Source organism: Bacillus sp. JJ1122 (assembly GCF_036964885.1).
Taxonomy (GTDB): Bacteria; Bacillota; Bacilli; order Bacillales; family Cytobacillaceae; genus Mesobacillus.
In genome coordinates this window covers 1-19,645 of the sequence record NZ_JBALQL010000004.1, presented here as the reverse complement: position 1 = coordinate 19,645, position 19,645 = coordinate 1, and the positions used below count along the sequence as shown (strand labels likewise).

At 38.8% G+C, this 19,645-nt stretch carries 17 protein-coding genes; 6 read left to right on the top strand and 11 right to left on the bottom strand.

Annotation, left to right across the window (positions count from 1 at the left end; genetic code table 11):
- Nucleotides 1–276: 276 nt before the first annotated feature.
- From V7201_RS03295 to V7201_RS03280, 4 genes are all read right to left on the bottom strand, one after another.
- The gene (locus V7201_RS03295) at nt 277–648 is read right to left on the bottom strand and encodes a hypothetical protein (protein WP_335375360.1); all 372 of its coding nucleotides are present in this window, start codon (nt 646–648) and stop codon (nt 277–279) included.
- A gap of 24 nt (nt 649–672) precedes the next feature.
- Nucleotides 673–1,188: an acyl-CoA thioesterase gene (locus V7201_RS03290; protein ID WP_335375359.1), complete on the bottom strand. Its 516-nt coding sequence runs from the start codon at nt 1,186–1,188 to the stop codon at nt 673–675.
- A gap of 369 nt (nt 1,189–1,557) precedes the next feature.
- The gene (locus V7201_RS03285) at nt 1,558–2,460 is read right to left on the bottom strand and encodes a LysR family transcriptional regulator (protein WP_335375358.1); all 903 of its coding nucleotides are present in this window, start codon (nt 2,458–2,460) and stop codon (nt 1,558–1,560) included.
- A 493-nt stretch (nt 2,461–2,953) separates the two neighbouring features.
- Complete coding sequence (locus V7201_RS03280; protein WP_335375357.1) at nt 2,954–3,817, bottom strand: SDR family oxidoreductase; 864 nt, start codon at nt 3,815–3,817, stop codon at nt 2,954–2,956.
- Nucleotides 3,818–4,039: 222 nt separating this feature from the next.
- Between V7201_RS03280 and V7201_RS03275 the strand changes: the two genes are divergently transcribed.
- A complete protein-coding gene (locus V7201_RS03275) occupies nt 4,040–4,474 on the top strand; it encodes an Rrf2 family transcriptional regulator (protein WP_335375356.1) in 435 nt (144 codons plus the stop codon).
- A gap of 170 nt (nt 4,475–4,644) precedes the next feature.
- Here the strand turns inward: V7201_RS03275 and V7201_RS03270 are convergent, their stop codons facing one another.
- Entirely contained in the window at nt 4,645–5,004 is a 360-nt protein-coding gene (locus V7201_RS03270; protein WP_335375355.1) for a winged helix-turn-helix transcriptional regulator, read from the bottom strand.
- A gap of 244 nt (nt 5,005–5,248) precedes the next feature.
- Here V7201_RS03270 and hxlA point away from each other — a divergent pair, with 244 nt between their 5' ends.
- From hxlA to V7201_RS03255, 3 genes are all read left to right on the top strand, one after another.
- Nucleotides 5,249–5,881 carry a 3-hexulose-6-phosphate synthase gene (gene hxlA, locus V7201_RS03265; RefSeq protein ID WP_335375354.1) on the top strand — a complete coding sequence of 211 codons (633 nt, stop codon included), beginning with the start codon at nt 5,249–5,251 and terminating at the stop codon, nt 5,879–5,881.
- An 8-nt stretch (nt 5,882–5,889) separates the two neighbouring features.
- A complete protein-coding gene (hxlB, locus tag V7201_RS03260; RefSeq protein WP_335375353.1) occupies nt 5,890–6,447 on the top strand; it encodes a 6-phospho-3-hexuloisomerase in 558 nt (185 codons plus the stop codon).
- A 98-nt stretch (nt 6,448–6,545) separates the two neighbouring features.
- A complete protein-coding gene (locus tag V7201_RS03255; RefSeq protein ID WP_335375352.1) occupies nt 6,546–7,262 on the top strand; it encodes a 3-ketoacyl-ACP reductase in 717 nt (238 codons plus the stop codon).
- Nucleotides 7,263–7,645: 383 nt separating this feature from the next.
- On the opposite strand, the gene V7201_RS03250 is transcribed toward V7201_RS03255, so the two are convergent.
- From V7201_RS03250 to V7201_RS03225, 6 genes are all read right to left on the bottom strand, one after another.
- Nucleotides 7,646–8,911, bottom strand: a complete 1,266-nt coding sequence (locus tag V7201_RS03250; RefSeq protein WP_335375372.1) for a YeeE/YedE family protein — start codon at nt 8,909–8,911, stop codon at nt 7,646–7,648.
- A gap of 826 nt (nt 8,912–9,737) precedes the next feature.
- Nucleotides 9,738–11,255 carry an osmoprotectant update ABC transporter permease/substrate-binding subunit OpuFB gene (gene opuFB, locus V7201_RS03245; RefSeq protein ID WP_335375351.1) on the bottom strand — a complete coding sequence of 506 codons (1,518 nt, stop codon included), beginning with the start codon at nt 11,253–11,255 and terminating at the stop codon, nt 9,738–9,740.
- On the bottom strand, nt 11,252–12,202 hold the full coding sequence (locus tag V7201_RS03240) for an ABC transporter ATP-binding protein (RefSeq protein WP_335375350.1): 951 nt from the start codon (nt 12,200–12,202) through the stop codon (nt 11,252–11,254). Before V7201_RS03240 ends, opuFB begins: the two co-directional genes overlap by 4 nt.
- Before the next feature lie 479 nt (nt 12,203–12,681).
- Nucleotides 12,682–13,761, bottom strand: coding sequence for an NAD(P)H-dependent flavin oxidoreductase (locus tag V7201_RS03235; RefSeq protein WP_335375349.1), 1,080 nt, complete (start codon nt 13,759–13,761; stop codon nt 12,682–12,684).
- 195 nt (nt 13,762–13,956) lie between these two features.
- Nucleotides 13,957–15,654 carry an NAD-dependent malic enzyme gene (locus tag V7201_RS03230; RefSeq protein ID WP_335375348.1) on the bottom strand — a complete coding sequence of 566 codons (1,698 nt, stop codon included), beginning with the start codon at nt 15,652–15,654 and terminating at the stop codon, nt 13,957–13,959.
- A 112-nt stretch (nt 15,655–15,766) separates the two neighbouring features.
- Nucleotides 15,767–17,017, bottom strand: coding sequence for a dicarboxylate/amino acid:cation symporter (locus V7201_RS03225; protein ID WP_335375347.1), 1,251 nt, complete (start codon nt 17,015–17,017; stop codon nt 15,767–15,769).
- Between the two features lie 314 nt (nt 17,018–17,331).
- Here V7201_RS03225 and dcuS point away from each other — a divergent pair, with 314 nt between their 5' ends.
- Both dcuS and V7201_RS03215 read left to right on the top strand, forming a co-directional pair.
- Entirely contained in the window at nt 17,332–18,861 is a 1,530-nt protein-coding gene (dcuS, locus tag V7201_RS03220; protein WP_335375371.1) for a DcuS/MalK family sensor histidine kinase, read from the top strand.
- Nucleotides 18,858–19,571, top strand: a complete 714-nt coding sequence (locus V7201_RS03215; RefSeq protein ID WP_335375346.1) for a response regulator — start codon at nt 18,858–18,860, stop codon at nt 19,569–19,571. Before dcuS ends, V7201_RS03215 begins: the two co-directional genes overlap by 4 nt.
- Nucleotides 19,572–19,645: the final 74 nt, after the last annotated feature.

Sequence of the window (19,645 nt, the reverse complement as noted above, 5' to 3'; positions counted from 1 at the left end):
TTCCTGGTTATCAATTATATAAAAAATCCCACCTGCATGTCGGAAAATGATAAATTTAAGGGGAAGCCTCATTTAGCTTCCCTTGGTTAATCTAGCAGTTATAAGCTTCATTCAGCTTTTTTTTCGACTCCCGAATGGGACAAGAGAACCGTCCATAAATCCCCGGCGATTCCTTTTCATTTTCTTTAAAAAGAAAATAGGATGAATCGAATGAAAACGATCCACCCTATTTGGATGACTCTACTGCCTCTAGATCTATATAAGCAATCATTATTATTAACGGACTACAGTTGGACCAACTAATACTCCTGGGCTTTCCCCTAATGCCAATTTGCTAATATTAGCATAGCTAACCTGCTTATACGCTTTTAGTAACTGTTTTAAATCAGAGAATTTATCGTCTGATTTAATTTTTTCAATTTCCCCATGATAGACAGATAATACATATTCATCTTGAGACTTTGGATGAAATTCACTTGGATCTTCATCCATTAATAAAGAGCCCATATATTGATAACCATATTGAAATTGACGAGTCAGTTTAATGATTCTAATGAATTTTTGATAGATAGATGGTTTTTTTGTATATAAATTTTCGATAGCTGTTAGTGCAGTTTTCAATTCGTTGTAACTTGATGCGATTACCATATCATTTCTCCCCTTTGATTTATATTAATCCCATGGTTTATTTAATGTAAGTTTGGACACGAGTTCTTTATTTTGTTCTCTTTTTAGTTTACGAATTTTTTCACGTTCTTTTCCGGTTTCATAAAGAAATTTTTCTTCCTCTGTTTCTGGAATGACGGCTGGCACTTCTATAGGTCTTTTATTTTCATCCAGTGGAACAAAGGTCAAAAAAGCTGTAGCTGCAATTCTTCGATTTCCAGTTTCAAGGTCTTCAGCAATCACTTTACAGAAAATCTCCATCGACCTTTTTCCGGTATAGCTGACAAATGATTCAATACAGACCGAATCACTTACTCGGATTGGTTCAAGGAAATTTACGGAGTCTGTAGATGCCGTAACACATTCCTTTACCCTTGAATGCCTACGAGCGGAAAGCACTGAACAAGCATCCATCTTCTTCATTAGAACTCCACCAAACAATGTATGATAATTGTTCAAATCGTTAATGAGTACTTGGTCGGTTTGAACAACACGCGTTTCTTTAACCTTTTTTGCTTCCAATTATGATCACACCCTATATAAAATGCTTGAAGCGTTAGCAACTTCTGCATTAAAGTTTTACAAGACAATTATAATATGACCACAGTTGAAAGATACAATGCCGATAGCATATGGTATTCATAACAAAATCGTATGGAAGCGCTTCTTGATATGTGCAAGAACAAAAAGCGCAAGCGACTCGAGCTGCTCAAAGCTAACGCTTCTCGCAAGATACCCTAAGAAGCGAAATCGGTGATAAAAAACTGGCTAGGTGCTGGATCCGGACTATGAAAACCCATATAAATATCCACAACGAAACTATTTTATAATTTTCTAGACAACAAAAAAGCCTCCCCAAACCTGGAGAAGCGTTAAAATAATGGACTCAATTTATAAATCATGATATCGATCAGCTGTCGATAGCTTTACTTTTGCAAATCGGATAAATTCATCGAAAACCTGGGATAAGTTAGAATCCTTTTTCCAGATTAACGCTAGATTCCATTCAATTTCCGGATTGGTTACATTTATTGCTTTATAATCATTTTTCAGTTCCAAACATGTACTCTCAGGAAGTAACGTTATGCCTATATCATTAGCAACCAGTTCCTGAATAAATTCCAATTGTGATGTTTCCGAAATAATGATTGGTTGAAATCCAACTTCTCTGCAAGCAGAGATGATAAGATTTCTTAACTGGAACTCCTGGTTGAACATAATAAAGCTTTCATTTTGAAGCTCATGCAATGGTACTTCCTGTTTCTCGGCAAGACGATGAGATGAGGGTACAACTAGTTTTAATTTCTCTTTCACAAACAAATACCTGTCTAAAGTTTCATTTTCTTCAGAAAGAACGACTACCCCAAAATCAAGTAAATCATTGACAATCTTCTCCTCAATCCGCTTAGATCCATCCTCCTCCAATTGAAATGTTATCTCTGGATATTCTTGATGGAACGAGGCAATAAGTTGTGAAAAAAAAATCGAATTGGTAATCGTAGGGAGTCCGATACGGACATTTTTCTTTTTTAACATGAGCATATTATCAAGTTCTGAATTCAATAAATTCAACTGTTTTTCAATTATTAATGCATGTTTTTTTAGTATACGACCTGCATCTGTTTCTATCATCTTTTTTCTTGTACGAATGAATAGGGGTGTACCAAGTTCATCCTCCAGTGATTTGATGATTCTACTGAGGGCAGGCTGGGTAATGAACAGATTTTGTGCTGCAGAAGTAAAATTTCCAGTACGTGTAACTTCGATAAAACAATTCAATTGTTTCAATTCCAATTAAATCAATCACCTTATATACATTTTTAAAGATAATTTAGTTTACCATACTTTTGAATTCAACAACTAACTAGAAGCATGGACCAGCTCTTGTCCCGATTATTCAATGCTTATATTCTTTATGAAATATGTAAGATAACGCCAATTGAAAAAAAGCAATAAATGCCTTGAAATTGTACCACGGCCATTTAGAAAGCCAATTTTTGTTTAGTCACTTTCATGATTTATCATTACCTACTTTTAATCATTAAAAGGTTGGTCGCCTAATTTAACCATTCCTATTCAAAATTTCTCAGTTACTCGCATTAATAAGAATCAGTGACTTTTTATTAACACAAAGAAGCAGCCCAATTCAGTTGCGAATTGGAATGCTTCTTTGTGTGCTAAATACTCGAAAACCGAACCGGTTACTCAATTTTTGCAATGTGTTGTTTCTTTGTTTATTAAAAGGCATTTTGATGGCAGGTTAAAAATTAAAATCTCAAAATACACTTTATTTGATACTTTTAACGATTTGGGATAACCCTTCGCTAAGTGGTGTAGCCGGACGCCCAAGTAATTTTTCCAAATCGCTGCTCTCGATTTCAAGTGTGCCCTCTCGAATATCTTTCTGGATACCAACTAGAAATGGAATGAGGAATTCTGGAACGCCAGTACCCTTCAATATCTCAGCATAGGAAGCATCATCAACCTGTTGTACTGGTACTTCCTTACCCAATACAGCGCCAAGTGCAGATGCAAACTCTTCCTGTGTCAATAACTTGCCAGAGAGCTCATAGATAGTGTTTTCGTGTCCGTTACCAGCTAATACTGCCGCTGCAGCCTCTGCAAAATCCTGTTGCAGTGCCCAGCCAACTTTTCCAGTTCCTGCAGAAGTCACCCATGGGGCTCCTGTCAGTACACCTTGAATGCTTGAACTTTCATTCTCCAAGTACCAATTGTTACGCAAGATAGAATAAGGAATTCCTGTTTTCAAAATAGCTTCTTCTGTTGCCTTATGTGTTGGAGCAAGCATGTTTTTACTTTCCTGTGCGTTTACAATGCTAGTATATACAATAAATTTAACACCGGCACGCTCTGCTGCAGCAACCGCATTTGTGTGCTGACGAATTCTTGTTTCATTGTCTCCATCCGCAGAAATAATCAATAAGCGATTGATTCCTTTAAAAGCTGTATCTAAAGTTTCTGGACGGTCAAAATCTCCCTGGCGAACTTCTACTCCTCGAGTTTTTATTCCTTCTGCCTTCTCCGGATTACGAACACTAACAGCAAGTTGATTTGCTGGAACAGTTTTCAACAATGCATCAACAATTTTGGTGCCCAATTTCCCTGTAGCTCCAGTTACTAACAATTTCATCTTCCATTCCTCCCAATTATATGTTTATCGTTCCATCCTTCAGTTACATGCAATTTAATTAACTGTAACCAATTCAATTACATGTAACCATAATAATTACAACTTAAGATTTTGTCAATAACTATAAATGATATTTTTTTAAGGTATAATATAAAGGGTGTAACCACTTTTATTACAAGAAAAGATTTATCCTTATGAAAATGCAAGAAAGGTGATGAATAAATGTCCATTAGCAGCCGATTTGCTGTAGGCGTTCATATATTATCTCTTATAGAGTTTAATAAAGACGGTGTAAGTTCATCTGAATATTTAGCAGAAAGTGTAAACACAAATCCAGCACTTATCAGGAAAATTATTGGAATGCTAAAGAAAGCAGGGTTAGTAGAGGTACATCCTGGTATTCCAGGAACTAAGCTTGCAAGGAATTTATCTGACATTACTCTGTTAGATGTATATAAGGCAGTTAATGTCGTACAGGATAATGAGTTGTTTAATGTTCATGAAAGTCCAAATCCTAAATGTCCTGTAGGAAGAAACATTCAAAATACGATCATTCCTATATTGTCTGCCGCACAATTAGCGATGGAAAAGGTCTTAGGAAATGTAACCATCGAGTATGTAGTTAAGGATATGCTTGAAAAAGAAAATATAAATTAACAACTAGTCAAAGGGTAATAAAGGTATGTCATTACCCTTTGCAATTACAATTTAATAAATAGACTTTGTTGGCCTTTTACAAGGCCAACAAAGAAAAAAGGGCAATGCTATATCACATTGCCCCTTTCTAATATTGTCGTGCTATTTGTCCCGGTTTATATAGTCAAGTTTTAATTAATTGACTCTTTCTTAGGATTTACCCCTACAGTCTCCATATAGTTTTTACCCCATTTATACATAGCATCAAGAATCGGCATCAAGCTTCTCCCCTGTTCAGTGAGGGAGTATTCCACTTTTGGAGGAACAACCGGGTAAACTTTCCGCTCTACTATCAAGTCTTCTTCCAGTTCACGCAATTGGTTCACAAGCATCCTTTGCGTGATCCCTGGCATGAGAGCCTTCAATTCACCAAATCGCTTGGTTCCTTCTTTCCCTAGATGCCATAATATAAGCATTTTCCACTTACCACCGATAACTGATAGTGTCAATTCCTTTTCACAGTTAAAGATCTTATCTTGCATTCGTGACATTTCACTCACCTCTATGGTTATTATACCTTATAGTATACTTTTTAGCACTATGTAAAATAAAAGTGCGTACTTCCACTAAAATATTTTAGGTTGTATACTTGCAATTGTTCAGCGATTGGGAACATCATCGATCCCGACTGCTGGTACAGATAATACTCCAAAAGGATAATATTACTGAAAAGGATCTATTTTATTTTGGAGACTGTACGAAAAATCCGAAAAAAATTAATAGGAGTGAATATAGATGGAATTACAATTAGCTTTAGATTTAGTCAATATTCCAGAAGCAATTGAGCTTGTTAAAGAAGTGGAGGAATATATCGATATCGTTGAAATCGGTACTCCAGTCGTAATCAACGAGGGTCTACATGCAGTAAAGGCAGTAAAAGAAGCATTCCCTAATTTAAAGGTTTTAGCAGACCTGAAAATCATGGACGCTGCTGGTTATGAAGTGATGAAAGCCTCTGAAGCAGGTGCTGATATTATTACGATTCTAGGCACAGCCGAAGATATGTCTATTCAAGGTGCTGTAGAAGAAGCGAAAAAACAAGGCAAAAAAATCCTTGTTGATATGATCGCTGTTAAAGATCTGGCTGCTCGAGCTAAAGAAGTCGATGCAATGGGTGTAGACTATATTTGTGTCCACACTGGCTACGATCTTCAAGCAGTAGGTAAAAACTCTTTTGAAGATCTGCAAACCATTAAAAGTGTTGTAAAAAATGCAAAAACTGCAATCGCAGGCGGCATTAAATTAGAAACACTTCCAGAAGTTATTAAAGTAAATCCAGACCTTGTCATTGTTGGCGGCGGTATTACAGGTCAAGCTGATAAAAAAGCTGCTGCAGCAACAATGCAAGAAATGATCAAACAAGGGTAAGTTCGAGCATGCATACGACACAATATTTAGCTAAGATCTTAAAAGAGTTAATCAGAACAACTGACCACATTTCGGATGAAGAAGCTGAGAAATTAGTCAATGGGATTCTTGAGGCAAAAAAAGTGTTTGTAGCTGGCGCAGGTAGATCTGGATTTATGGCCAAGTCCTTTGCGATGCGAATGATGCATATGGGCATAGATGCTTATGTACCAGGCGAAACAGTGACCCCTAACTTTGAGGAAGGTGACATCTTGATCATCGCTTCAGGTTCAGGAGAAACGAAAAGCCTTGTTTCCATGTCAGAGAAAGCAAAAAGTATAGGTGGAACGATTGCCGCTGTAACGATTTTCCCCGAATCTACAATCGGAAAAATAGCGGATATAAAGATTAAGTTACCTGGTTCACCCAAGGATCAATCGGAAGGTGATTATAAAACCATTCAGCCTATGGGCTCATTATTCGAGCAAACTCTTTTACTATTCTGCGATGCTGTCATTCTGAGGTTCATGGAGAAAAAGGGCTTGGATACGAATAAGATGTATGGCAAACACGCCAATTTAGAATAAAACGTTGATTGTCTATGAGAGACCGCAAACTGTTCCATGCAAGATTGCGGTCTTTCTATTTAATTTTGTGAAAAAACCTTGTTCATAGGAGTGAAAAAATGAATTCATTAAATGGCAAAACGGCTTTAATTACTGGTGCAGGCAGAGGTATAGGACGTGCTACAGCTATCGCCTTAGCAAAAGAAGGGGTTAATTTAGGATTGCTTGGCTTGAATATGTCTAACCTTGAAAAGGTTGCGGCTGAACTAGCACAATTTGGTGTGAAAGTTTCAATAGCAACAGGAGATGTCTCCAATCTCGAATCAGTTATTAATGCAGTGGAACACATTAAAGCTGATCACGGACCAATTGATATCCTCATTAACAATGCTGGAGTTGCCAAGTTTGGTGGTTTCCTTGATTTAACTCCTGAAGAATGGGAGAAAATCATCCAAGTGAATTTAATGGGCGTTTATAATGCAACAAGAGCTGTTCTTCCCGTCATGATTGAAAGAAAAACAGGTGATATTATCAATATCTCTTCCTCTGCCGGACAAAAAGGTGCTCCTGTAACAAGTGCTTACAGCGCTTCTAAATTCGCTGTTTTAGGACTAACAGAATCACTCATGCTCGAAGTAAGGAAGCACAACATCCGTGTAACAGCTTTAACACCAAGTACGGTTGTAACAGACCTGGCAATTGATACTAACCTTGTCAGCGGTAATGAAGATCATGTTATGCAGCCAGAAGACCTTGCTGAACTAATCGTAGCCTGCTTAAAATTAAATCCAAGGGTATTTGTTAAAACTGCCGGGCTTTGGACAACCAATCCTTAATCTAAATGAAGCAGGTCCATTTGGATCTGCCTCTTTTTTATTCACACCACTATCAGCCCATCCGTCATTGATGGTACATGGACATTACTCTCTCCAAATCACAAATCAACTCATTAATTTCATTTTGCGTCAGGTGTAAAGGCATTTGATCGTAAAGGGTAATTATTTGCCCATCCTCATGCTGATGTTTTTTCAAATAATGATAAATATTGTTTAACTGGTTTTCTTTAAGAACCGATTCTGTATTTAAATTTTTAACTCTCCTGGGTTTTCAGATCTACCTAATCGAAAAAGAAGCAATGTCATTCGAATTCGGTTCAAAATTCAACCGTTTCATACAAAAAGGTGCCTTTCGGAAAAACGAAAGGCACCTTCAATAATGATTAACAAACTGAATCGGTTGGTTTAGGATTTTTCAGCCCGAACAGTGGGCGGATGAACAGGGCGACCATAGTTCCAAGCATGGCCATGATAGCCCAAACCCAGCCATGAAGACTAAAGCTTGCAATTCCGCCAAAGTAAGCGCCAATGTTGCAACCGAAGGCCAACCTAGAGCCGTAGCCCATCAAGAGTCCGCCAATAACAGAAGCTCCTGCTACCCCAGGCTTAATTTTTCCAGGCTTGAAATTGCCTTGTGAAGCTGCTGAGATAAAGGCACCAAGAATGATTCCAAAATTCATAACACTGGTGGAATCAGCCAACACTGTATTATTCAGCGCCTCAATATTGGCGCCTGTTGAGAAATATCCCCATGATGTAACGTCTACTCCTATGGCCATCAAGGCTTTCCCTCCCCAAAGAGCAAAAGCAGAGGTAATGCCCCATGGAGTTCCGCGTACTGTAAGAGTCAGCGCATTCAGCACTGCCAGTACGATGGCAGCTGCAAATAATGGCCATGAACCCCGCAATATCTTTTTCCAACCAGTCGTGGTCGGAAGTGCCTTCATTGCTGGTGCGTTCCGCCTTTTAGCAAATTGCAGTGTAGCCCAGTAAATCAAGGCAAATAGAACAAGTTGGACTACCAGTGCCCCGCCGTATCCAAGACCAGTTGAGGTCGCTAGAGAGATAGGCGGAAGTGTTGGTGTTTCCTCCATCCAGAATGAGAAATGATAAGCACCCAGAGTCGACCCTCCCACGAAGGAAAGCAGGGTGAGGATCATGGAAGAGGAACCTCCTCCAAGCGAATAAAGTGTTCCTGAAGCACAGCCGTTACCAAGCTGCATCCCTATTCCAAACATGAATGCACCAACGAGGACACTAACTCCTACTGGTGATACGTAACCTTTGGGTTCGATACCAGTAAAACTAAAGCCGGTGCTTAAAATGATTGCAAACAGGGCAGAGGCCACCGCAAGCATCAGCATGTGAGCCTGAAATCCCTGTCCGTTCCCTACGGATGCAAACCTCCTGAAAGCAGAGGTAAAGCCGAAGCGAGCATGCAGCAGGGTGGCTCCGAGGGCAAGGCCAATTATGAACAGCACTCCTTGGGTTCCATTTGCATTTGTTAAAATAGCAATTAAAAGAATAAGAGCAGCAAGAACCCCAAGCGCTACAAGCGGCTTTTGTACAGGATTAAGCTTTGTCACTACTGTTGTTGGTGACAGCTTCAAATTTATAGATGGTTTAGTAGCATTGTTGTTAACATCCAATTGCGTCAAACTAAACACTCCTTTTCTTATAAGTTTAGTCGGAAATTGATTAACCTATTTTAACGGATAATTTATAAAATGTAAATGGTTTTTCACCGAGGTTAAATAAGACTGGGGCTAAATTCTTATAATTAGCAGAAATAAATCCAATGAATTAGAAAAGGTACGTCAAAAACCACCTGGCAACCTCCAACTTTCGTTATCAAAACGTTGTTGTAAAATTATTCATTTTCTTAGAATGAACGCCCCTGCCACCACTATAATTACTTTCTCCTATCCAACAAATGACATTAAATGTTTAATTTAATCTTTTATTATCCCTCTTGTAATTTCACTCTACCTTTTATATTTTTACTTTAAGGTGATTTTCTTGGTTCAACTAACCACTCTCAATGAAGGAAGGGTTTTTATCTACATCAAAAAAGTAAGTTAAGCATTAACTTAACTTACTTATCAATGACCACCAGCTTCCTTTCTATAACACCATACTGTGCACAAAACTGTGCACAGACTTAATTTATTTAATTGAACATGATTAGTTTAAATTGTTTACCATGACCCGCAAACCCATATAAATCAAGACTTCATTAATTTTAATTTATCTTATTTACTTCAGTTACCTAACTGAATTTCCTCTGGCAGCGTTGAGGTCAGGGGTTCGAGCCCCCAATTCTCCATCATTGAAAGATGCTTAGCACAAGGTTTTTATTGCTTTTTCAGTTGTATCTTCAATCCGTAAATGCATGGCCAGCTAACTAAAATAAACATAGTTAGCTAACAACATGCAACGTTTGCAAAATCACAAACGGCGAAAAAACAAAGAATATTAATTGATTAATCCTGCTTTAATTAAGTATTCCTTAGCTGTTTCCTCTGCACTTTTGCCTTCCACATTCACTTGGTAGTTCATTCTCCTCATCTCATCATCCTTGATTTTACCTGCCAGCTTGTTAAGTGCGCGGACAATCTCAGGATATTTTTCTGCTGTTTCTTTTCTTAAAAGAGGAGCCCCCTGGTAAGGCGGGAATAAATTTTTATCATCTTCAAGTACTACCAACTTATATAGCTGCAGTTCACTATCTGTAGAATAAGCGTCCACAAGGTTTATTTCACCGCTTTTGATTGCCCCATATCGCAGTTTTGGCTCCATTGTAGTTAAGCTTGAGAGATTTAAATTATATAACTTCTGTATTCCTTTATATCCATCTTCCCGATCAGAAAACTCTAAAGTAAATCCTGCTCTTAATAATTGTTCAATTGGTTTCAAGTCAGAAATGGATGTAAGGTTATGCTCTTTCGCCAGCTGTTCAGGGACTGCTAATGCATAGGTATTGTTATACGACATTGGCTTCAGCATTTCCATTGCAAACTGTTCTTTCATTCCCTCTTTTGCCTGATTGTAGACATCTTCTCTGTTTGTACTGACTGGGGCTTCTTTTAGAAATTCTGATATTGCCGTGCCCGTAAATTCAGGATAAATGTCAATGTTCCCGTTTTTCAAAGCACTGAAAACAAAAGAGGTCTTTCCAAGACCCGGTTTTAGCTCAACGGAATGATCGGTTTCTTCTTCTATTAAAATTTTATACATATTAATCAAGATTTCTGGCTCGGATCCCAATTTCCCTGCTATGACGATTTCTTTCTCACTTTTAGCCCCCAAAAACGGAATCACCATCATGATTAGGATGGATGCAGCTATTGCTCCAATGATGACTAAGGATTTTTTAAAGGAAACAAGTTCGAACCTTCTAAGCAGGAGATCAAAAGCTATAGCTAGAAAAGCTGCTGGCACCGCCCCAAGAACAATCAAAGCAGAATTATTCCTGTCAATTCCCAGCAGGATAAGATCCCCTAAGCCTCCTGCTCCAATAAGAGCTGCAAGTGTAGCTGTACCGATTATTAAAACCATCGCTGTACGGATACCAGCCATAATGACCGGCATTGCAAGAGGAAGCTCAACCTTCATCAAGCGGCGTGAACTGTTCATTCCCATTGCCCTGGCGGCTTCAATAAGAGAAGGATCCACTTCGTTGATACCAGTATATGTATTTCTCAAGATGGGGAGAAGTGCATAAATGACAAGAGCTATAATAGCGGGAACCTTCCCGATTCCAAATAAGGGTATCAATAATCCTAGCAGTGCCAGAGAGGGAATAGTTTGCAAAACTGCTGTAATCCCAATTATCCCTTCTGAAATATGCTTCCTTCTTGTTAAATAGATACCTAATGGAATAGCAATTAGCACCGCGAAGAACAAGGCAATGAATGAAATTTGTATATGCTCTATTAGTGCATTTAAAAGATCGTCTTTTCTTTCCAATAGGGTTGAACCCAGACTGTTCATTGATTCACCTCCATCTGAGCGGAAAACGCACGGATAAATCCCTGTCGATTTATTGTTCCGATAAGCTCACCCTTGTCTTCAACTGCGAGATTTTCATGCTCACTAAGCAAAGAAATCAATTTGTTCATTGGTGTAACTAAGGTAATCCTCGGCAAATTATCCATTTGTTCATCCGGATTTAATAGCGTTAGACCTTTCCCGATATCGAACGTTTTTTCGTCTGCGGTTTCAATCCCTACAAATTCTCGAACAAATTCATTGACCGGTTCATTGCGCAGTTCCTTAGGCGTCCCGGTCTGAACAATTTCTCCATCCTTCATTAAACAAATTCTCTCACCGAGCTTTAGGGCTTCATTCATATCATGTGTAACAAAGACAATCGTTTTATTGATTTTGGTTTGAAGCTCCAGAAGGTCGTCCTGCAGCTTTTCCCTGCTAATAGGATCAAGTGCGCTAAATGGCTCATCCATTAATATAATTGATGGGTTGGCTGCAAGCGCTCTAGCTACCCCAATCCTTTGCTGCTGGCCCCCTGATAATTCATGAGGCTTCCTTTTTCGATACGTTTTGGGATCAAGTCCAACCATATTTAATAATTCTTCTACACGCTGATTTATTTTTGAGGGTTCCCACTTTTTCATTTCGGGAACGACTGCAATATTTTCTTCTATAGTCATATGTGGAAATAATGCAATTTGCTGAAGGACATATCCAATATCCCAGCGCAGTTCATGGATATTATAATTATTGATACTTTTACCATTAATTTTTATCGTACCTTCAGATATAGGAATCAAACGATTGATCATTTTTAATGTAGTGGTCTTACCCGATCCGCTTGGACCTATAAGAACAAGAAACTCGCCTTCTTTGATATGTAAATTAAATTCTTTGACCGCATAGGTTCCGTCTGCATATTTTTTGGTCACATTTTCAAAGCTAATCACATCATCACCCCTTGAAATATGAAATCGTTACAACAAACATCGTATCCTATCTCTATTGTTATCACTTAAACACTTTCTTATTTTCAGTGCAGTCTAATTTTAAGCGGAGTATCATGGTCGCCACTCTATTGTGAACATGTTTTGAAATCTACCCTTTGTGAGAAAAAGACCTTTTAAAAGGAACTTTCTTTGTCCAAGCGGTGCTCGGTTTGGATTTCTTAATGATAAATCTGGCCGTTTTCGTATACTTTGTTGCTTTTAATAAGTTGATTGAATGAAAGGATGCTCGATTTCCGCGGGGCGGGCGGTGAACATTTTCGACGCTAAAGCGGATGCAGGCTCTAATTTTGGGCGCTAATCCCGCAGGAGTCAAGTGCCCTTCGCTTCAATCAACAATGACCTTTAACACAGCCTAAGTAAAATAATATAACTAAAGCTTTTTACCCTAAAAAAATAATAGTACTCTTTAAAATTAAGGTTTAAATACTGTTCTTGATTTTTTCTGCTTCAAAAATCACATTTTGAATTAAAGTTTTAACCGTTTGAATTTTAGCTAATCTTGGGCTTTGACCGGACCATAGTGACATATAGTCTTGATTATTTTGTGCAGCTGAAGCTTTTCTTATCGTTTGAGTGAGTGCATTTTGAACTGGAAAACCTGGAACAGATGCTTCAGCCTTCTGCATTTCTTCAATAAATCGATTTTTAATTCCTCTAGCCTTTTTGCCAGAAAATGCTCGTGTTAAAACAATCTGGTCTTCGTGAGCATGAAGTATTCCTTCTTTATGTACCTTATGTGCTCCACTTTCAATACAAGTTAAGAATGCTGTACCCATTTGTACTCCTTTAGCTCCCAAACAAGTAGAAGCCATAAACCCTCTGCCATCCATGATTCCACCAGCAGAAATAACAGGAATGCTTACATGATCAACAACCTGCGGAATAAGTGACATCAAACCCACCAGGCTCTCCTGGTCATCATTAATAAAATTCCCTCGATGTCCGCCAGCTTCACTACCTTGCACAACTACAATATCCATACCACTTTTTTCAATTTCAACTGCCTCTCTTACAGTTGCTGCAGTTCCCATTAAAATAATATTATGTATTTTTAACTCTCTAATCACTTCTATAGAAGGAATGCCAAATGTAAAAGAACAAACAGGGACTTTTTCTTCAATAACGATCTTAATTTGTTCTTTAAATGTTTCTAAAACATTATTAGCTTTAGGGATTTCAATGGTTTCATCATGGTGTAAATTCAATTGCTCACGAATAGGCTTCAGTATCTCATTAGCGAATTTGATTTCATTATGTGAAGCATTGAATTCGTTAGGAACAAATAGATTTATACCAAAGAATTTGGATGTTAACTGCTTTATTTCCCTGATTTGCTTCCGTATTTGAACAGGAGTCATATACCCAGCTCCAATGGTTCCTAGACCTCCAGAATTAGAAACTTCAGCTACTAATCTAGAAGTTGTTATTCCGCCGGCCATAGGTGCTTGTATGATCGGATACTCTATTTGTAAAAGTTCAGTAACTTCATTATTCAACATAAAATTACACCTCAATTCTTATATTTTTTTACACTTCTAACTATTCTTTACTTCACAAATAAGTCCCTTTTTTTCAGTGAACGTTTATTAAAAAATCCATTTCAAAAACAACAATCTTTTAAAAAAGAACCTTAAAATAAAATGCGGGGAAGGTTCTCGTGCTCCAAAGTGGAACACGAGAACCTTCCCCAGGTTTTATATAGCTACACTCATTACATTTTTATACTCTGGTTTCCACATTGCTTCCACCACAGCCTTTTCAACATCTTCGATTTCCGCTTTTGCTATTCCTTCAGAGATGGCCGTCTTAGCAACTTCGATGGCTACATATTCTGATACCTCTTGCAATTTGTTGATGGACGGCAAAAGTGGCGCGCCATGCGTATTGCAATAGGACAGTTTTGCTACGGCATTTGCGGCGGATGCCAACATTCCCTTTGAGATAATTTCTGCTTTCGCCACGATTGCTCCGAGCCCTAATCCTGGGAAAACAAATGCATTATTGGACTGTCCGATTTCATAGCTGACACCGTTGTATTCAACATTTTCAAATGGACTGCCAGTTGCAATTAAGACCCGGCCTTCCGTCCATTCAATCAAATCTGATGGTACTGCTTCAGCCAAAGCGGTCGGGTTGGACATCGGCATGATAATTGGGCGATTCACGTGTTTTGCCATTTCTTTCACAATTTTCTCCGAGAATGCGCCAGATTGTCCAGAAGTACCAATCAGGATCGTCGGCTTTACTTTTTTGACAACTTCCATCAATGTAATAATGCCTTCATTAGTACGTTCCCAGTCAATTACTTCTTCAGTTTTACGTGTATATGGCTTTTGGAATTTAAGGACATCCTTAATATCGTCAGTCAACAATCCTCGGTAATCAACTGCCCAGAAACGGTCATAAGCTTCTTCCCTTGATAAGCCAGCCAAAATCATCGCCTCTGCTATTTGATCGGCATTCCCAATCCCTGCAGCTCCTGGCCCAAATACAACAATTCGCTGGTCCTTCAAAGATTCTCCTGTTACCTTTAAGGCAGACATTACTGCCGCAAGGGTGACAGCACCTGTGCCTTGTATATCATCGTTAAAGGTAAGAATTTCTCTCCCGTATTTTTCAATGATATTCCGTGCATTCACATTTCCAAGGTCCTCCCAGTGAAGTAATACTTCTGGGAAGAATTTTTTCACAGCTGAAATGAACAAGTCGATAAACTCGTCATAACGTTCTCCACGGACACGCGGAAACTTATTCCCAATATAAAAAGGATCATCAATTAAAGACTGGTTGTTCGTTCCAACATCTAGAACAACTGGCAGGACTCGGCTCGGGTCAATACCTGCCGCAGCAGTATAAACTGCCAATTTACCGATAGCAATATTGATTCCTCCGACACCCTGGTCACCGATTCCAAGGATGCTCTCTGAATCGGTGACAACAATCAAGTCAACACCGTTTTTTGGTTGTCCAAGGTTCATAAAAGCCGTTTCGATTCCTTTTGGGTCATCAATAGATAGATACATACCTCCTGGACGTCTATAGGCAAGGGAGTACTTCTCAATCGCTTCCCCTACTGTAGGAGTGTAGATGATCGGCAGCATCTCACTTAAATGTTCTTTTAACAAACTGTAAAAAAGGACAACATTACGGTTATACAAATCATATAGCAGCCCATTTTTAAACAAATTGGTGGTTCGGGCAGAATATTGCTCATAGGCTCTTTTAGTCTGTTCTTCCAGAGTGAGGATATGGGGAGGCAATAACCCCTCTAAGCCCAGCACTTCCCTCTCTTTTTTGGTAAAAGCTACCCCTTTATTCAAAAATGGATTAGATAGAATCTCTTTCCCTTTTAAAGTAGTCTGAATTACTTTAATATTCTCTGAAGTTGACATGCATGTACCTTCCTTCTTTTGACTATATTAATAAACTCATATACCTTCTGAACAATCACTAAAGCAGGCAGCATGTATAGCTGCCTGCTAAAATGTTTGGTTAATTAGTAGATTAAGCAGATGCCTTTTTTTCAACAGCTTCTTGTAAAGGATTAAATTCCCCTTCAGTCTTAGAGATTACAACCGTTGCAACACCGTTTCCAATAAGGTTCGTAATTGCCCTGGCTTCTGACATGAAGCGGTCTACACCAAGGATGAGGGCCATTCCTTCAACAGGGATCGAAGGGAATACCGCAAGTGTAGCTGCAAGTGTAACAAAGCCTGATCCGGTTACACCGGCTGCACCTTTTGATGTCAGCATCAGCACTCCTAAAAGTGTAAGCTGCTGCCAAATACTAAGGTCTACCCCGTATGCCTGTGCGATGAATAATGCTGCCATTGAGAGATAGATAGATGTTCCATCCAGATTGAAAGAATAACCGGTTGGAAGCACAAGGCCTACAACAGGCTTTGAACAGCCGTACTTTTCAAGCTTTTCCATCATCTTGGGAAGAGCTGCTTCAGAGGATGATGTACCAATAACAAGAAGGATTTCTTCTTTGATATAAGCGATGAATTTGAAGATGCTGAACCCGTAGAACTTTGCGATCCCGCCAAGTACTAGAACAATAAAGATAGCCATTGTAATGTACACAGACCCCATAAGTTTTCCTAGATAAACAAGAGATCCGATCCCAAATTCTCCAATTGTATATGCCATTGCACCAAAAGCGGCAAATGGAGAAACCTTCATAATGATATTAACAATGCCGAAGAAGACATCAGCAATTTTTTCAAAAAATTCGAGGACCGGTTTTCCCTTCTTGCCTAAATGTGCAAGAGAAACCCCAAACAATACAGCAAGTAACAGCACAGGCAGGAGCTGGCCTCCCGTAAATGCACCAATGAAGCTGTCAGGTACGATTGAAAGAATAAAATCCATGAATCCGTGGCTTGTTTCCTCAGCAGCCTTTGTGTATTGTGAAACATCCCCTTTTCCAGCTTCAGCATCAATACCCTTACCTGCTTTAATGATATTTGCAACCAAAATTCCGATAGCTAATGCAATCGTTGAGACAATCTCAAAATATAGTAATGCCTTACCGCCAATTTTGCCGACTTTCTTTAAATCTCCCATCCCCGCAATCCCAATTACAATTGTCAAGAAGATGATTGGAGCAATGACCATTTTTACAAGTTTAATAAATATGTCGGCAATGACCTTTAACTGTGAACCCACTTCAGGAAAAATGAAACCGACTGAGATACCGAGAATGATACCAAGAATCACCTGGGTTGTTAGACTCTTAAAATTTATTCTCATTTTATTGCCTCCTTGTTTATTTTTGTAAACGATTACATCTTTTCAATAATCACATGTTACAATTTTGTGAAAACTTAATATAGTTTAAAAAACTTTATAAATCGTTTTGTAATTAAAGAAAGAGAAAAAATAATAGACACTTTTCCTATTCCTATACAACAATAAATGCTTTAATTTAAAACGATTACATTTTATAGTGATAAAGAATAGATGAAGCATGTTAGGGAGGCTTTCTTGTGTACAACCAGAGGTTCAAATTTAAATTAAGTACAATCATCATTTTCTTCGTTTGTTTAGTCGTATTGCTCTCCCTTATGATCACGGACATTTTAATAAGCAATTCGGTCAGTGAAAATATTAGGAGACATCAGGAGGAAAAGGCCCAGATTGTTGCGAGGACAGTTTCAAAATCCCATATAGTAATTAATGCGTTAGAGGACAAGCAAAATCTTACTGAAGTTCAAGAATATACAAAGGATATTCAAGCAGCCACCAATGTGATGTTTATAGTTGTAATGGATATGAACGGAATTCGCATGACGCACCCTAATACAAAGCAAATCGGCAGACGGTTTGTGGGAGGAGATGAAAAGCTTGCCCTGAAAGGTAAAGAGTACGTTTCCACCTCCCTTGGTACCCTGGGTAAATCGGTACGTGCCTTTATGCCAATCTATAATGAAAAGAAAGAACAAATTGGTGTTGTAGCAGTAGGCATATCGCTCGAGAGCCTGGAAACAGCGCTTGGCCGCAGCCATAAAAATATCATCATCGTTACAGCTTTAGGGTTAATGATCGGCATTATTGGTGCGATTTTACTGGCTAGGTACATAAAGAAAATCTTGTTGGGCCTTGAACCCTTTGCCATTTCGAAAATTCTTGAGGAAAGAAGTACAATGCTCCAATCTGTTCATGAAGGAATCATTGCAGTTGATAATACGTCCACCATCACTTTGGTGAACAAGTCTGCTTTACAAATTTTTAAAAAGGCTGGTCTGTCTCAAAAGCCTGTCGGCATGAAAATTTATGAATATATGCCATCCACCAGATTGGATCATGTTTTGCAATCAGGCCAGCCTGAACTTGATGAGGAACAAACCATTAACGGGGTTTCCATCCTCGTCAACCGGGTTCCGCTTATAGTAAATGGCCAGGTGGTCGGTGCTATTTCTACATTCCGTGATAAAACTGAAGTTAATCAGCTGGCTGAACAACTGACAGGAGTAAGAATGTATGCCGAAGCACTTCGTGCGCAGTCCCATGAATTTATGAACAGGCTCCACGTCATACTTGGAATGGTCCAATTGAAATCCTATGACCAGTTATCCGACTTTATCCGAACATTGGTAGACTATCGAAATCAGGAATTCGGCAGTATCACTCAACATATTAAGGATCCCGCGCTAGCAGGATTTATTATGGGGAAATTAAGCTATGCCAGGGAAGAAAATGTAGACCTCTCAATCGAGAGTTCCAGCACTATTCCTGAGCCGGCGGCAAATAAGACAACCCATGAACTGATTACGATTCTTGGCAATTTGATCGACAACGCAATTGAAGCAATGGCGGATACAGTAGAAAAAACACTTGAAGTTACTTTTTCCTATCAAGAAAATAGGTTAACAATTGAAGTATTTGATTCGGGACCCGGGATTTCAAGCGAGCTGCAAAAAGAAATTTTTAAAAAGGGATACTCAACAAAAGGAGAAAACCGCGGCTATGGTTTATATTTAGCTAACAAAAGTGTTAAAGAACTTGGTGGAGAGTTAACGATTGATTCAAAATTGTTACTGGGCACTAATTTCCATATACAAATTCCATACGAAGCAAAAGAGGTGGGGAAATGATTAAGGTACTGATTATCGAGGATGATCCAATGGTTGCAGAATTTAATAAGCGATATCTCCAGGAAGTAAAAGGGTTCACACTTGCTGGAATCGTCCATAACGTCAAGGCTGCCATGGAATATCTAAAATCCGAGCAGGTCGACCTTATTTTGCTAGATGTATATATGCCAGGGGCAACCGGGCTCGAATTGCTCCAGTTTATACGGGAGCAAAATATTTCAGCCGATGTGATCCTGATTACTGCTGCCGCAGACAAAGAAAATATACAAACTGCCCTAAGGTACGGAGCTGTAGATTATTTAATTAAACCATTTGAGTTTGAAAGGTTTAATCAGGCTTTAATTCAATATAAAGAAAAATACCATTTCTTTGCGAATAATCAATTGCTGAGACAAGAGGACCTTGATGGTCATATTCTCAGCACAGAAATAAAGCTGGCCGGTGAATCTATAGATGATCTGCCAAAAGGTTTAACCAGCAGCACGCTGGAATCAATTATCAAGGTAATCCAAGCAAAAGAAAGTAGTCAGTTCTCAACCGATGACATTTCTGAAATCACACTAATATCAAGGGTTTCAGTACGAAAATACTTGAAATTCCTATCAACTCTTGGTGTTCTCGAAGAATCATTAACTTACGGAATTGGCCGTCCCGGCTATTTGTACAGATTAAAGGAAGATAAACTTGGGCATGTAAATAGATTTCTATAAGAAAAGCGCAAGCGCCTTGGTCAGCCCCGACAAGCGCTGGCCGACTAAACCCGCCACGTCCTGTGGCAACGTCG